Source organism: Achromobacter sp. RT286_PF (assembly GCF_059760425.1).
Window position 1 is genome coordinate 130,403 of sequence record NZ_JCBAMR010000011.1, and the last position, 14,105, is coordinate 144,507.

Annotated in this window: 12 protein-coding genes; 10 read left to right on the plus strand and 2 right to left on the minus strand. The window is 67.9% G+C overall.

Annotated features, from left to right (window positions below; genetic code table 11):
• The first annotated feature begins 127 nt into the window (after positions 1–127).
• Genes AC6LJY_RS11905 through AC6LJY_RS11935 form a run of 7 tightly spaced genes read left to right on the plus strand, consistent with a single transcriptional unit; the run spans position 128 to position 8,218 of the window.
• On the plus strand, positions 128–898 hold the full coding sequence (locus AC6LJY_RS11905) for an enoyl-CoA hydratase/isomerase family protein (protein ID WP_046805945.1): 771 nt from the start codon (positions 128–130) through the stop codon (positions 896–898).
• Position 899: 1 nt separating this feature from the next.
• Entirely contained in the window at positions 900–3,230 is a 2,331-nt protein-coding gene (locus tag AC6LJY_RS11910) for an acetate--CoA ligase family protein (protein WP_498136002.1), read from the plus strand.
• On the plus strand, positions 3,209–4,414 hold the full coding sequence (locus tag AC6LJY_RS11915; protein ID WP_104145940.1) for an acyl-CoA dehydrogenase family protein: 1,206 nt from the start codon (positions 3,209–3,211) through the stop codon (positions 4,412–4,414). Before AC6LJY_RS11910 ends, AC6LJY_RS11915 begins: the two co-directional genes overlap by 22 nt.
• On the plus strand, positions 4,411–5,355 hold the full coding sequence (locus AC6LJY_RS11920) for an acyl-CoA dehydrogenase family protein (protein WP_498136003.1): 945 nt from the start codon (positions 4,411–4,413) through the stop codon (positions 5,353–5,355). Before AC6LJY_RS11915 ends, AC6LJY_RS11920 begins: the two co-directional genes overlap by 4 nt.
• A 9-nt stretch (positions 5,356–5,364) precedes the next feature.
• Positions 5,365–6,123: an SDR family NAD(P)-dependent oxidoreductase gene (locus tag AC6LJY_RS11925; RefSeq protein WP_498136004.1), complete on the plus strand. Its 759-nt coding sequence runs from the start codon at positions 5,365–5,367 to the stop codon at positions 6,121–6,123.
• Positions 6,123–7,469: an SDR family NAD(P)-dependent oxidoreductase gene (locus tag AC6LJY_RS11930; RefSeq protein WP_498136005.1), complete on the plus strand. Its 1,347-nt coding sequence runs from the start codon at positions 6,123–6,125 to the stop codon at positions 7,467–7,469. The genes AC6LJY_RS11925 and AC6LJY_RS11930 overlap by 1 nt, the downstream gene beginning before the upstream one ends.
• Positions 7,457–8,218, plus strand: a complete 762-nt coding sequence (locus AC6LJY_RS11935; RefSeq protein WP_498136006.1) for a carboxymuconolactone decarboxylase family protein — start codon at positions 7,457–7,459, stop codon at positions 8,216–8,218. Before AC6LJY_RS11930 ends, AC6LJY_RS11935 begins: the two co-directional genes overlap by 13 nt.
• A gap of 19 nt (positions 8,219–8,237) precedes the next feature.
• Here the strand turns inward: AC6LJY_RS11935 and AC6LJY_RS11940 are convergent, their stop codons facing one another.
• Together AC6LJY_RS11940 and AC6LJY_RS11945 are read right to left on the minus strand one after the other, a co-directional pair.
• Complete coding sequence (locus tag AC6LJY_RS11940) at positions 8,238–8,594, minus strand: hypothetical protein (RefSeq protein WP_498136007.1); 357 nt, start codon at positions 8,592–8,594, stop codon at positions 8,238–8,240.
• Positions 8,595–8,662: 68 nt separating this feature from the next.
• Entirely contained in the window at positions 8,663–9,643 is a 981-nt protein-coding gene (locus AC6LJY_RS11945) for an aldose epimerase family protein (protein ID WP_498136008.1), read from the minus strand.
• Between the two features lie 120 nt (positions 9,644–9,763).
• Between AC6LJY_RS11945 and mutS the strand changes: the two genes are divergently transcribed.
• The 3 genes from mutS to AC6LJY_RS11960 all read left to right on the plus strand — a co-directional run bounded on the left by mutS (position 9,764) and on the right by AC6LJY_RS11960 (position 14,047).
• Entirely contained in the window at positions 9,764–12,418 is a 2,655-nt protein-coding gene (gene mutS, locus AC6LJY_RS11950; protein ID WP_120156418.1) for a DNA mismatch repair protein MutS, read from the plus strand.
• Entirely contained in the window at positions 12,415–13,608 is a 1,194-nt protein-coding gene (locus tag AC6LJY_RS11955; protein WP_498136009.1) for a ribosomal protein uL16 3-hydroxylase, read from the plus strand. Before mutS ends, AC6LJY_RS11955 begins: the two co-directional genes overlap by 4 nt.
• 217 nt (positions 13,609–13,825) lie before the next feature.
• Positions 13,826–14,047, plus strand: a complete 222-nt coding sequence (locus tag AC6LJY_RS11960) for an endopeptidase (RefSeq protein WP_082134552.1) — start codon at positions 13,826–13,828, stop codon at positions 14,045–14,047.
• Positions 14,048–14,105: the final 58 nt, after the last annotated feature.

The following is a 14,105-nucleotide window of genomic DNA, read 5'->3' on the forward strand; positions in this document are numbered from 1 at the left end:
AAAAACCGGCCACCCCGCGCTGAAAACGGGGCAAGACCGGTCCATCGGACTCATGGAGACACGTCATGCAGCATGCCATCGGCGCCCTGCGCGCCCTCGCTTTTTCCCCCATCAACAAGGTGCCCGCATGAGCGATGCCACCGTCACGTTGGAAGTCAACGAAGGGGTTGCGCTGGTCACGCTGAACAGCCCGCCGGTCAATGCGCTGAACCGCGCCATGCGCCGCCGCATCGTCGCCATCTTCGACGAAATATCCGAGCGCGATGACATACGTTGCGCCGTGCTGACAGGCCAGGGAAAAGTGTTCTGCGCCGGGGCGGATTTGAAAGACCGACCCAACGCCGACATCGCCGGCGACTTCCTGGAGCACAACCGCATCACCCGCGAAACCGGCAACGCCATCAAGGAATGCGCCAAGCCGGTGATTGCCGCGGTGAACGGCGCGGCGCTGGGTGCGGGGTTGGGGCTGATGGCCGCGTGCGACATCATGTACGCGTCCGACAACGCCACCTTCGGCATGCCCGAGATCAACGTGGGCCTGGCGGGCGGCGCGTCCATGTTGCGCACGCTGGTGGGCCGGTCAACTTTGCGCCGCATGTTCTTCACCGGCCAGCGCCTTAGCGCGCACGACCTGTTGCGCCGCAACGTGCTGGAAGACGTGCTGCCGCCCGACCAGTTGCTGCCCACGGCGCTGGCGCTGGCGCATGAAATTGCGTCCAAGGCACCGCTGGCCGTCTTGTATGCCAAGCGCGCCGCCAACATGGTGGACCTGATGCCGCAGCGCGACGCCTACCGTTTCGAGCAGGACTTCACGATGGCGCTGGCCAAGACGGAAGACGCCCGCGAGGCGCGCATGGCGTTCCTGGAAAAGCGCCAGCCGCAATTCAAGGGCCGCTGACATGGCGCGGATCGCACAAGCGCACAGCCCGCAGCAACATCGCCCCCAGCAACATAGCCCCCAGCGCGCGGGCGCCGGGCTGACGCCGTTTTTCAAGGCAAGCAGCATCGCCGTCGTGGGCGCGTCGGACGACGTCACCAAGATCGGCGGGCGCCCCGTGCAGATGCTGATTAAACACGGCTATGCCGGCGCCGTGTATCCCATCAACCCCAAGGGCGGTTTCATCCAGGGCTTGGCCGCCTACGCCTCGGTGCGCGACACGCCTTGCGCTCCCGAGCTGGCCATCCTGGCCGTGCCCGCCGCCGCCACGCCCGCCGCGTTGCGCGACTGCGCGGCGCGCGGCACCAAGGCCGCCATCGTGCTGTCGGCCGGCTTCACGGAAGCAGGCCCTGCTGGCGCCGCGCTGCAAGCCGAGCTGGTCGCCATTGCCCGGGAATACGGCATGCGCGTGCTGGGGCCGAACTGCCTGGGCGCGGTCAACGTGGCCGACCGCCTGATCGGCTCGTTTTCGATCGCGCTGGAAGAACACATGCCGCCGGCCGGGCACGCGGGCATCGTGTCGCAGTCGGGCAACGTGGGTAGCCACACCATGCAAAGCGTGGCGCGGCGCGGCATGGGCGTCAGCCGCTTCATGGCGACCGGCAACGAAGCCGACGTGGACGTGGCCGACGGTATCGCGGCGCTGGCCGACGACCCCGATACGCACATCATCCTGTGCTGCATGGAGACGTGCCGCGATGCCGACAAGCTGATCAGCGCGCTGCGGCTGGCGCGCCAGCGCGGCAAGCCGGTCATCGTGTTGAAGATCGGCTCCACTGAAAAGGGCCAGCAGGCAGCCGCGTCACACACCGGCGCGCTGACCGGGTCCGATGCCGTCATCGACGCCGTGTTCCGCCGCCATGGCGTGCTGCGCGTGCGCTCGGTGGAAGCGTTGATCGACGTCGGCCACGCGGCGTCGATGCTGATGCCGAACCGCTTGCCCCGCAACGACGCGGTGACGCTGGTGGCGGCCTCGGGCGGCTTCGGCATCATGATGGCCGACGCCATGAGCGAGGCGGGCATGACGCTGCCCGCGTTAGCGCCGCTGACGCAGCAACGCATCCACGACGCCGTGCCCACCGCCAGCACCGGCAACCCGGTCGACGCGTCGGCGCAGATGTCGAGCCGACCCGACATCCTGGGAAAGATGCTGACCGCCTTGCTGGAAGATCCTTCCGACAGTTCGCTGGTGTTGTTCATGTCGCTGTCGCTGTACAACACGCGGCTGCGCGGTATCTACCTGGAAGCGCTGGCGCAGGTGTGCATCAGCCATCCGCAGCGCCTGCTGATGATCATCAGCCAGGGGCCGGCGGACGCCATCGAACAGATCAATGCGCTGGGCATACCCGTGTTCGGCAGCATTGATGCCGCGGCCACGGGTTTGGCGGGGCTGGCACGGCTGGGGCAGTTGCGTGCGAGGGGTGGCGCTGACCGTGCGGCTGGATCGGGCTACACGGCGACAACACCGCTTGCAGAGCCCGACGGCGCTTCGATTGCAGCCATCGACAATGCGCCCCCCGCCCCTTCCCCCATCGACCCCGTCGTCTTCAAGAATGAATTCCACGCCAAGCAGGCACTGGGCCAAGCCGGCATCGATGTGCCGCGCGAAGTGATCGCCATCGATGCCGACGCTGCCGTGCGCGCCGCCGACAGCATCGGCTACCCCGTCGTGCTGAAAATCGCGTCAGAGGATGTGGCGCACAAGACCGAGGCGGGCGGTGTGGCGTTGGATGTGGCCGACGCCCAGGCCGTGCGCGAGGCTCATGCCCGCATTCTTGCCAATGTGGCTCGCCACGCGCCCGGCGCCCGCATCGACGGCGTGCTGGTGGCGCCGATGCTGCGCGGTGGCACGGAAATGATCGCGGGCGTGTCGCAAGACCCGGTCTTCGGGCCGATTGTCATGGTGGGCATGGGCGGCATCTATGCCGAAGTGCTGAACGACGTGGCGGTACAGACCGCGCCCGTCACCGAAGACGAAGCGCTGGCGATGATCCGGTCATTAAAGATGTTCCCGATCCTGGACGGCGCGCGTGGTCGGCCCAAGGCCGACGTGCAAGCCGCTGCACGCAGCGTGGCCCGCTTGTCGGAATTTGCCTACCGCCATCGCGACGACATCGCCGACATCGACATGAACCCCATTCTGGTAAGGCCCGAGGGCCAGGGCGTGGTGGTGCTGGACGCGCTGATGATTCCGCGCGCCACGCGTGCCTCTACACCCGCAGCCGGGCCCGCAGCCGAGCCCGCAGCCGAGCCCGCACAGCAAGGACAAGCATGCAATTCGAACAACAGGTAATCGTTCCCGACCCCGCCTCGGGCGTCGAGGTCTACCGGCAACACGCGCGCAATTGGCTGCGCGCGAATTTGCCGGACTTCATGCGGGCGGACAGCCTGGACTGGCGCGCCCCCACGCTGGCCGAAAGTAGCGCCTGGGAAGCGGCCATGCATCAGGCCGGCCTGGCGGGCATGACCTGGCCCAAGATCTATGGCGGCCACGGCCTGACGCTGCGCGAACATCTGGCGGTGAACAAGGAGATCGGCGCGCTGCCGATGCCGGAAAGCGTCAGCTCCATCGGCAAGGAACTGGCCGGCCCCATCATCATGGCCGTCGGCGACGATGCGCAGAAGCAGGCCTTCCTGCCGGAAATCCTGACGATGCGGCAATTCTGGTGCCAGGGCTTTTCCGAACCGGACGCCGGGTCGGACCTGGCGCGCTTGCGCACCAAGGCGGTCGCGGAAGGCGGGCATTGGCGCATCAACGGCCAGAAAATCTGGACCAGCGGCGCGGCCAAGGCGCACTACTGCCTGCTGCTGACGCGCACCGGCACCGTGGCCGACAAGCACCGTGGGCTGCTGATGTTTGCCGTGCCGATGGACACCCCGGGCATCCGCGTGGTGCCGATCAAGTCGATCGACGGCAAGGAGTCGTTTGCCGAGGTGTTCTTCGACGATGTGGTGGTGCCCGATAGCGCGCGTCTGGGCGCGCCGGATGAAGGCTGGAACGCCGCCATCCGCGTGCTGTCCATCGAACGCGCCACCAATCGCATGTACCGGCCGTGGCGCTTTGAATGCGAACTGCGGCAGTTGATCGCGGCGTGCAAATCCGACGCGCGTCTTGCGCCATCGTTGGACGACGGCTATGTGCAACAACGCGTGGGCGAAGTGGTCGCGCAGGTCGATGGCTTGAAGGGGCTGGTCGAACTGACCGTGGAACGCATGTTGCGCGGCGAATCCATCGGCGCGCGCGGATCGCTGACGAAGCTGTATTGGTCCGAATGCCATCAGGCTTTTGCCGGGCTGGCGCTATCGCTGCTGTCGCAGGTGGGGCCGCATTCCAGCCCCCTGGCGCGGCGCGCGCACAAGGCCTTTACCAACGCGTACCTGTTCGCGCGCGCTGAAACGATCTACGCGGGCACCACTGAAGTGCAGCTGGATGTGATCGCGCAGCGCGTCATGAACCTGCCCAAGGATTTGACATGAGTAGCGAAGAACTGCGTCCCGAAGAGTTCGCGCAAGCCGCCGACGCCGCCATCACCGATGCGCTGTCGCGCGCGGATGCGCATGAGATGGCCGCCGTGCTGGCGCAGGCCGGGCTGTGCGGCGTGATGGCGGACGAGGCCGACGGCGGGCTGGGCCTGGACCTGGCATTTGCCTTGCCGATTGCGCACGCGGCGGGCCGGCTGCAACTGCCCTTGCCGCTGGCCGAACAGATGTTGCTGTCCAAGGCGCTGGCGGGCACCCCGCACGCCGCCGTGCTGGTGGCCGGCGAGCGGCTGGCGGGCATCGCGTGGCAAGGCAGCGTGCAGCAAGGTAGCGCGCGCGTAGATCATGGCCCGGCCGACTGGGTGCTGGTGGCCGATGGCGACGGCGCGGCGCTGCTGGACGTGCGCGATGCCACGCAAGAACCCCAAGCGGCACTGGACCCCGACCATCCCCAGATCTGGCTGACGCTGGCCGGCGCACCCGTGCTGGCGCGGCTTGACGCGCACGCCTGGCGCGCGCTGGAAGCTTCCGCGCAACTGCTGCTGGCCGAGTTCGCCAACGGCGCGGCCGAGGGGGCATTGCAAGCCACCGCGGGCTACCTGGCGACCCGCGTGCAATTCGGCCGTCCGCTATCGGCCAAGCAGGCCGTGCGCCATCTGCTGGCACGCATGCGCTTGCTGCAAGACGTGTCCAGCGCCGCGATCCGCCGCGCGATGAACACCGATGAATTCGGTGCGCCGCGCGACACCCGGCCCGCGTTGGCGAGCGCCGTCGCCAACGCCGCTTTCGTCATTGAAAAATCCATCCACCTGCACGGCGGCATGGGTTTTACCTGGGAGTTGCCCTTGCACCCCGCGCTGCGCGCGGTGCGCAAGCTGGACGCGGCATTCAGCGGCGTGTCACGCGCCGTGGGCCGCGATTTCATTGAATCGGTGTAGGAAGAAACCATGCAACAAGATCTGGCTGGGCGCGTGGCGCTCGTCACCGGCGCAGGCGCCGGCATCGGCCGCGCCACCGCCCGCGCGCTGGCAGCGCGCGGCGCCATCGTGGGCGTCAACGACTTGAAACAGGAACTGGTGGACGCGGCCGTCGCCGACATTACCGCCCATGGCGGCAAGGCGTTTGCGGTGGTGCAGAACGTGGCATCGCGCGAAGGCATCGCACAGGCCGTGCGGCAGGCGGCGGAATACGGTTCGCGCTTTGACATCCTGGTCAACAACGCGGCCTGGGTGCGCTACCAAAGCGCGGCCGAGATCCAGGCCGACACGATGGACCGCATGCTGGACATCGGCTTCAAGGCGGTGATCTGGGGCATCCAGGCCGCCGCCGAGGCGATGGACCCGGAACGCGGCGGCGCCATCGTCAACGTGGCGTCCACCGCCGCCCTGAAATCGGCGCCCGCGTCGATGGTGTATTCGGGCATCAAGGCGGGCGTGCTGGGCATTACCCGGGCGGCGGCGGCCGAGCTGGGCGGGCGCGGCATCCGCGTCAACGCGGTCTGCCCATCGGCGGTGCCGACGGAAGGCACGCAGCGCAACCGCAACGCCGAACGCGACGCGCGCCGCATCGCCAGCACGCCGCTGGGGCGGCTGGGCACGGTGGAAGACGTGGCCGGCGGCATCGCGTTCCTGGCCAGCGACGAAGCGCGCTTCATCACGGCGCAGGCGCTGGTGGTGGACGGCGGCATCACGTTCACTACGCTTTGATGGATACGGTTCTGTTGACCGGCGCGGCCAGCGGCATCGGCCGCGCCACGGCCTGGCATCTGGCCCGACTAGGCCACCGCTGCGTGTTGGTGGACCGCAATGCAAAGGCGCTGGAGGAATTGCTGGCGCAGTTGCACGCGGCGAAGAAGGCGAATGTGGACGCCGATGCCGATGCCGATGCCGATGCCGACAGCATCGCCGCCCCAATCGCAAGGCCTTCGCGCACCGAAGCCACGGACCGGTCTGCGCCGCAGTCCCAGGCGCCTTCCACCGCCCACGTCGAACATCTTGCCCGCGTCGTCGACCTGACGGACCCCGAACAGATCCTGGCGCTGGCCGACGGCATGCCGACGCTGAACGCCATCATCAACAACGCGGGGATGACGGACGCCAGCAACCTGCCGGTCGTCGAACAACATGACCGCGACTGGCAGCGCTTGCTGGATCTGAACCTGCATGCGCCGCCCCGGCTGCTGCGCGCGCTACACGGGCGCTTGGCGCCGCACGCCCGTATCGTCAACGTGGCGTCGGGCGCGGGGCTGCATGCCATTCCGCTGCGCGGCGCGTACAGCCCAAGCAAAGCCGGCTTGATCGCGCAGACGCAAGCGCTGGCGCGCGCGCGGCCCGACCTGGGCGTCAGCGTCTTGTGTCCCGGCTTCGTGCGAACGGAATTGGTTGACGGGCTGATCGCAAGCGGCCGCCTGGACCCGGTGCGCGCAGTGGCGAAGATTCCCCTGGGTCGCCTGGCCAAGCCCGAAGAACTGGCCTGCGCGCTGGCGTTTCTGGCCAGCCGGGACGCCGCGAGCTTAAGCGGCAGCCGCCTGTCCGTAGACGGCGGGTCGTCCGTCTTTGGCGGCAGCCAAGCCTATGCCCCGAACGCCATCCCCGCCGTGCCCTGCGACACGCCTTTGTCGTTAACCGTGCACGGCGGCTGGCCCGGGCTGGGCAGCACGGATACGCGCGACGGCTACGCTGCCATCATCGACACGTCTGTGCTGCACAGCCCGCCTGGCGGGCGGCTGGCGGCCACCTTGGCGGCCGCGCAGCGCCATGGCGGCGGCAGTGGGCCGGGCAGCCTGACGCTGCTGCTGCCGCGTGCCGTGCAGGCGGATTTCCAAGTGGACTCCCAGGCGAAGTCTCCTACGGCCTGGGAATACGCGGGCGACGACGCGGCCGCGCGCATGCTGATCGCCACGCTGGCCTGTGAATGGGGGCCGCGCGCGCGCCGCATCAACGCCGTCGAAGTGGACGCCGCCAACCCGGACGCCGCGCTGAACCCCCTGCTTCGTTTCGTCGCGGGCGCCGAAGCTCAATACCTGACAGGGCAAACGCTATGCACACGCTGAACGATCCCGCCGCGATCAAAGCCCGATTCATCGCCGCGCGCGGCTACTGGCGGCCGTGGACCGAGGCGCTGTTGCATGCCAACCCCGCGTTCTTGTCAACCTATGCCGAGTACGCCGGCTATCCGGCGCGCACCGGGCCATTGACGCCGCGCATGGTCGAGCTGATCTACGTGGCGCTGGACACGTCCCCCACGCACCTGTACGAAGCGGGTTTGACGACGCACCTGAAGCTTGCCCTTGCGGCGGGCGCCAGCGAGGCGGACGTCTTCGACGTGCTGCACCTGGTGACGTTGCAAGGCCTGGGCTCCGTGCTGCAAGCGGCGGACGTGCTGGATGAGGCCGCCCCGTCGGCGGCCCTGCCGCCGGATGATCCGCTTGTGGCCCGCATCCAGGCGCTATGGCCCGATCAGGCGGCCAGCCTGTTACGACTGGCGGCGCAGGACCCGGGTTATGTGGCCGTGCTGCTGGATTTTGTGGAAGGCGGCGCGCCGGCAGGCGGCCTTAGCCATGCCGAACGCTTGTTGGTGCGCATTGCGCTGCACGCCGCGTTCACGGAGGGCAACCGCGGCGCATTGCAGGCGCTGATTCCGCATGCGCTGACGCAAGGCGCGACGCGCGCGGAGATACTGCAAGTCATTCAACTGGGCGCCCACCTTGCCGTGCATGGCGCGTCATTGGGCGCCACGGTGTACACGAAGGTGGTTGCCGATAACAGGAACGGGCCCGGCAAGGCCGACGCAACGGCTTGACCGGATCCTGCTGCCTGGCTCAGGCCTGCCCTTCCCGCCTGGCGCGGGCATGCGGATCGTTGATTTCCGTTTCCAGTTCGGCAATCAGCCAATCGAACCAGCCCTTCTCGGTGCGGGCGTACACCACGGCGGCGGGCGTCTTGCCGTCGCGCCAACCGGGTTGATGGGTGTCCATCCACGACGCCAGGCTCTTATGCGGCGCCAGCAGCCCCGACAACCAGATCCACAGATAGTCCGGCACGCTACGGCGAAAGCCCTTTGCGCTGGCATACAGCGTGGGCTCCAGCGGCAGGCTGCCTGAACGGGCCAGCTTGGCCTGCACCCGGCGCAGCGTTTCGGCCGCCGCCTGCAATTGTTCGGTGCTGAGCTTTTTCACGTAGGAGACTCCTGGATTGGGGTTGGCGGATTATCGCCGGAGGAAGCCGGCGTTTCCAAGCGCGGCGTTCAGCGTTGGCCGCGAGGCGGCGTCAGCGCCATCAGCGCCGTGGCCGCAAAGCGCTCGCCCGGTTCCAGCACCTGCATCCCCGTGCGGGTTTCACCGGCCGCCGCCAGGTTGAACGCGTCGGCCACATTGGTGACAGGTTCCACGCACAGAAATTGCGATCCCGGCGCGGTGTAGACCACGACATGGGCAAAGGCCGGGTCCGCGTGCAACGCCAGTTCGTGCCCGTCCGCCCAGTGCAGCGTGGCGCGCCCCTCCCATTGCGACAGATAGGTATCGCAACCTTCGGCCGACCAGCGCAACTCGCGCACATGCTTGACCCGGCTGCCCGTGGGCAACCCGTCGGCATCGGCGGGCCACACGCGCCGCGCGTTCAGTGTCACGCGTTCGGCGGTGAAGTACGGGTGGATGCCCAGGCCGCAAGGCATGGCGGAATCGCCCTGGTTGATTACGCTGAGCGACAGGCGCAAGCCGCGCGCGTCCAGTCGGTAACGCTGAACGCATTCGAACGGCCAGGGCCAGCCCAGCACGCCCGCCGGCTGGGCCAGCACCAGGTCGATGCTGTCGGCCGTGAGATTGCGCACCTGCCAGGGCTGAAACAGGCCCGCGCCGTGGATGGCTTGCGGCCGGCCGGGCACGGATTGCAGCGCGTGGCGCGCGCCGTTGAACGTGAACACGCCGTTGCGGATGCGATTGGAATACGGCACCAGCGGGTAGGAGCCCGCGCGGGGCCATTTGCCGGCCGCCCATTCGGTGGCGGTCAGCGGCACGATCCAGTCGTGCGAGCCCGTGGACAAGCGGGTCAGCCGCCCACCGCCACCCGGCGCGAACTCGGCCTGATGCGCCCCGCTGGAGATCGTCACGCGTTCGGCCGCGTTAATGGGGTCAGGAAATGGCGGGTCGGGCAAAGCAGGATCGGGCAAAGCGGGATCGGGTAAGGCGGGGTCGGGGAAAGCGGGGTCGGGAAAGGGCAAGTCCGGCATCTGGTGCTCCAACGGCCAACACAAGACCGCATCGTGCGATTGTGCCGTCGGCGGCCGGGCGCGGCAAATCCGTCCTGCTTGCCCCCGCACGCGCCCGCTCGCCCCGATACAATCACGGGCATGAATTCCGCAACACAACTCACCGCCGCCGAGGCCCACGCGGGCCACACCCCCATGATGCAGCAATACCTCCGCCTGAAAGCGGAGGCCGGCCCCTTGCTGCTCTTCTACCGCATGGGCGACTTCTATGAAATGTTCTACGAAGACGCCGAGCGCGGCGCGCGCCTGCTCAACCTCACGCTGACCAAGCGGGGCTCGTCCAACGGCACGCCGATTCCCATGGCGGGCCTGCCAGTACACGCCATGGAGCAATACCTGGCGCGGCTGGTGGCCATGGGTGAATCCATTGCCATCTGCGAACAGATCGGCGACCCGGCCGCCTCCAAGGGCCCCGTCGAACGCCGCATCGTGCGCATCGTCACGCCCGGCACACTCACCGATGACGCGTTGCTGCCCGCCAAGGCGGATCGCGCGCTGGCGGCCGTGTTCGTATCGGGCAACGCCCGCGCGCCGCGCGCCGGCCTGGCGTGGTTGAACCTGGCCAGCGGCGAATTCCGCGTCACCGAATGCGCGCCCGCGCAGCTGGAATCCGAACTGCACCGCATAGCGCCTGCCGAGATCGTCTGCGCCGACAGCGCCGCGTTCGACTTTCCTTTCGACGGCGCGCGCTCGCGCGTGCCGGACTGGCATTTCGAAAACGATGGCGCGCGCGCGCATCTGCTGGCGCATTTCAAGACCGACACCCTGGCGGGCTTCGACATCGAAGACATGCCCGCGGGCATCTGCGCCGCCGGCGCCCTGCTGCGCTATGCGGCGCGCACGCAATCGCAGGCGCTGGCCCATGTGCAAAGCCTGTCCGCCGAACGGCCGGGCCAGTACGTGCTGCTGGACCCGGTGACCCGCCGCAACCTGGAACTGACCCAAACGCTGTCGGGCGAAGACGCCCCCACGCTGTTCTCGCTGCTGGACGGCTGCCGCACGCCGATGGGCAGCCGGCTGCTGCGCCGCTGGCTGCATCACCCCTTGCGTGAAAACGATCAGGCGCTGGCGCGCCAGCAGGCCATTTCTGCGCTGCTGGCGGGCCGCATGGATGTTGAGCAGACCTTCGGGTCCGCCAGTGTGCTGGAATCGCTGCGCGCCGCGCTGAATGCGTTTCCCGACATCGAACGCATCGCGGCGCGCCTGGCGCTGCGCTCGGTTCGCCCCCGGGAACTGGCCAGCCTGCGCGATGCGCTGCAATCGCTGCCCGCGCTGCGCGACCTGGTCGAACCCATGGCAGCGTCGCCGCGCCTGGGCGAACTGATCTCGCACCTGTCCGTGGACCCCGCGCTGGCCGCTTTGCTGGTGCGCGCCATTGCGCCGGAACCGGCCGTCGCCATTCGCGACGGCGGCGTGCTGGCCGCCGGGTTCGATGCCGAACTTGACGAGCTGCGCGGCCTGGCCGCCGATGGCGGCGATTTCCTGCTGCAACTGGAAGCGCGCGAACGCGAACGCACCGGCATCAGCAACCTGCGCGTGGAATTCAACCGCGTGCACGGCTTCTATATTGAAGTGACCAAGGGCCAGACCGCCAAGGTGCCCGAAGACTACCGCCGCCGCCAGACGCTGAAAAACGCCGAACGCTACATCACGCCCGAACTCAAAACGTGGGAAGACAAGGTGCTGTCCGCGCAAGACCGTTCGCTGGCGCGCGAAAAGTGGCTGTTCGAGCAATTGCTGGACGTGCTGGCCGAACACGTGCGGCCGTTGTCGGACTGCGCCGCCGCGCTGGCCGAGCTGGATTCCTTGTCCGCCCTGGCCGAGCACGCGCGCCGCCACGACTGGATCGCGCCCGAGCTGTCCGAGAACGCCGACATCGACATCGACGCCGGCCGCCACCCCGTGGTGGAACACGCCATTGAACGCTTCACGCCCAACGGCTGCCGGCTGGACCCGGCGCGTCGCATGTTGCTGATCACCGGCCCGAACATGGGCGGTAAGTCGACGTACATGCGGCAGGTGGCGCTGATTGTGCTGTTGGCGCGCATCGGCAGTTTCGTGCCGGCCGCGCGCGCGCGCATCGGCAAGATCGATCGCATCTTCACCCGCATCGGCGCGGCCGACGACCTGGCGGGCGGGCGCTCGACCTTCATGATGGAAATGACCGAGGCCGCCGCCATCCTGTCGGCCAGCACGCCCAACAGCCTGGTGCTGATGGACGAGATCGGTCGCGGCACGTCCACCTATGACGGCCTGGCGCTGGCGTGGGCCATTGCCTGCCGCCTGCTGGCCCACAACCGCGCACTGACCCTGTTCGCCACCCACTACTTTGAACTGACGCGCCTGCCGGCCGAACAACCGGCATCGGCCAACGTGCACCTGGCCGCCGCCGAATCCGCCGCCGGCATCGTGTTCCTGCACGAAGTGCGCGAAGGCCCGGCCAGCCGCAGCTACGGTATCCAGGTGGCGCAACGCGCGGGGGTGCCGGCCGCGGTCATCCGCCAGGCCACGCGCGAGCTGGAACGGCTGGAGGCGCAAGGCGCACCGACGCCGCAACTGGGCCTGTTTTCAGCGGCGGCGGACGCCGACGCGCACGCCTACGCCCAGGCTGATCGCGACGACGCCATCGAGGCGCTGGACGCACTGCGCGAAGAACTTGCCACGATCGACCCGGACAGCCTCACCCCGCGCGAAGCGCTGGACGCCCTCTACCGCCTGAAGAAGCACCTTCAATGAACCTTGACCAACCCCTGCCGCTGTTAGGCGACCAAAGCCCGAACGACTTCATGCGCCGCTACTGGCAGCGCAAGCCGCTGCTGATTCGTCAGGCCATCCCGGGCTTTCAACCGCCGCTGACCATCGCCGCCATCAAGAAGCTGGCGCGGCGCGACGATGTGGAATCGCGCCTGATCTGGCGCGAAAACGGCGAATGGCAAATGGAGAACGGCCCCTTTGCGCGCCTGCCCAAAGACAATGAGGGCGACTGGACGCTGCTGGTGCAAAGCGTGGACCTGCTCAGCGACGCCGCATCCGAACTGATGGGCTTGTTCCGCTTCGTTCCGGACGCCCGCCTGGACGACGTGATGATCAGCATCGCCAGCCATGGCGGCGGCGTGGGGCCGCATTTCGACAGCTACGACGTCTTCCTGCTGCAAGCGGCGGGCGAACGCGAATGGCGCTATGGCCGGCAAAAAGACCTGTCGCTGGAACCCGGCCTGCCGCTGAAGATCCTCAGCAACTTCCAGCCCGAGGAAAAGGCCGTGCTGGCGCCGGGCGACATGCTGTACCTGCCGCCCCAGGCCGCGCATGACGGCGTCGCCATGGGCGATGGGTGCATGACGATCTCGATCGGCTTTCGCGCGCCTACGCAGGCCATCCTGGCGCGCGGGCTGCTTGAAGCCGCCGCCGACCAGGTCATGGCGCGCGTGGGCTTGCTGGGCGGCCCGTATGGTGAACCCGCCCTGCCCGGTCCGAAGCTGTCCGCCGTCTACCGCGACCCGGGCCAACCCGCCGTCGACACCCCGGCTGCGCTGCCGGATGCGCTGGTGGCGGCCACGCTGGAAACCGTGGAAAAACTGCGTTTTGACGATGCGCTGGCTTCGCGCTTTCTGGGTTGCTGGCTGACCGAACCGCACAACCAAAGCGTCTTCGACGCGCCCGAAGACGTGCAGGTGGATCTGGAAGAGGACTGGCCCGCGTCCGGTCGCCTGGTGCTGGACCGCCGCAGCCGCATGCTGTATCGCGGCAAGCAGCTTTTCATCAACGGCGAAACCGCCATGACGCCCGCCGACGCCGCGCTGCGCACGCTGGCCGACGCTCGTAGCCTGGACTGCGCCGACCCCGCCTGCGCAAAGCTGTCGGAAGAGGCCCGTTCGTGCCTGGCCGATTGGCTGGACTCCGGGTGGATTCATTACGTGGCGGCGTAGTATCCGGACACGCCCACGTATCGGATTCGGACAGAACGCAATCAGATCCATGCGTGGGGACACATAAGGAAAGAGATAACACGAAGCTGAAAGGTTTGTTGCCGTTGGGATGCGACCTTTTTAACTTTCACACGCGCTGCGGCGTCAGCTTCCTGTAGCCTGACTTCTGGTTTCCCCTAAGGGGGTTTCAAGAGTCGTCATCTACAGGAGTCCAAAAATGATGAGCAAAACCTTGATTATTGCTTCGGTGCTGGCCGTTGCGCTCAGCGCTTGCAACAAGAAGGAAGATGCCCCGGCGGCGCCCGCGACCACCCCTGGCGCCAGCACGCCGGCCCCCTCGACCACGCCTCCGGCCACGTCGCCGGCCCCGACTTCGCCTGGCACCACGCCTGGCGGCGGTTCGAATACCCCGGGCGGCTCGACCACCCCGGCGTCTTAATAAAACAGAGACGAACCCCCGCTCTGAAGACGCAAAAAAGCCCCGGCAAGAAGTTGCC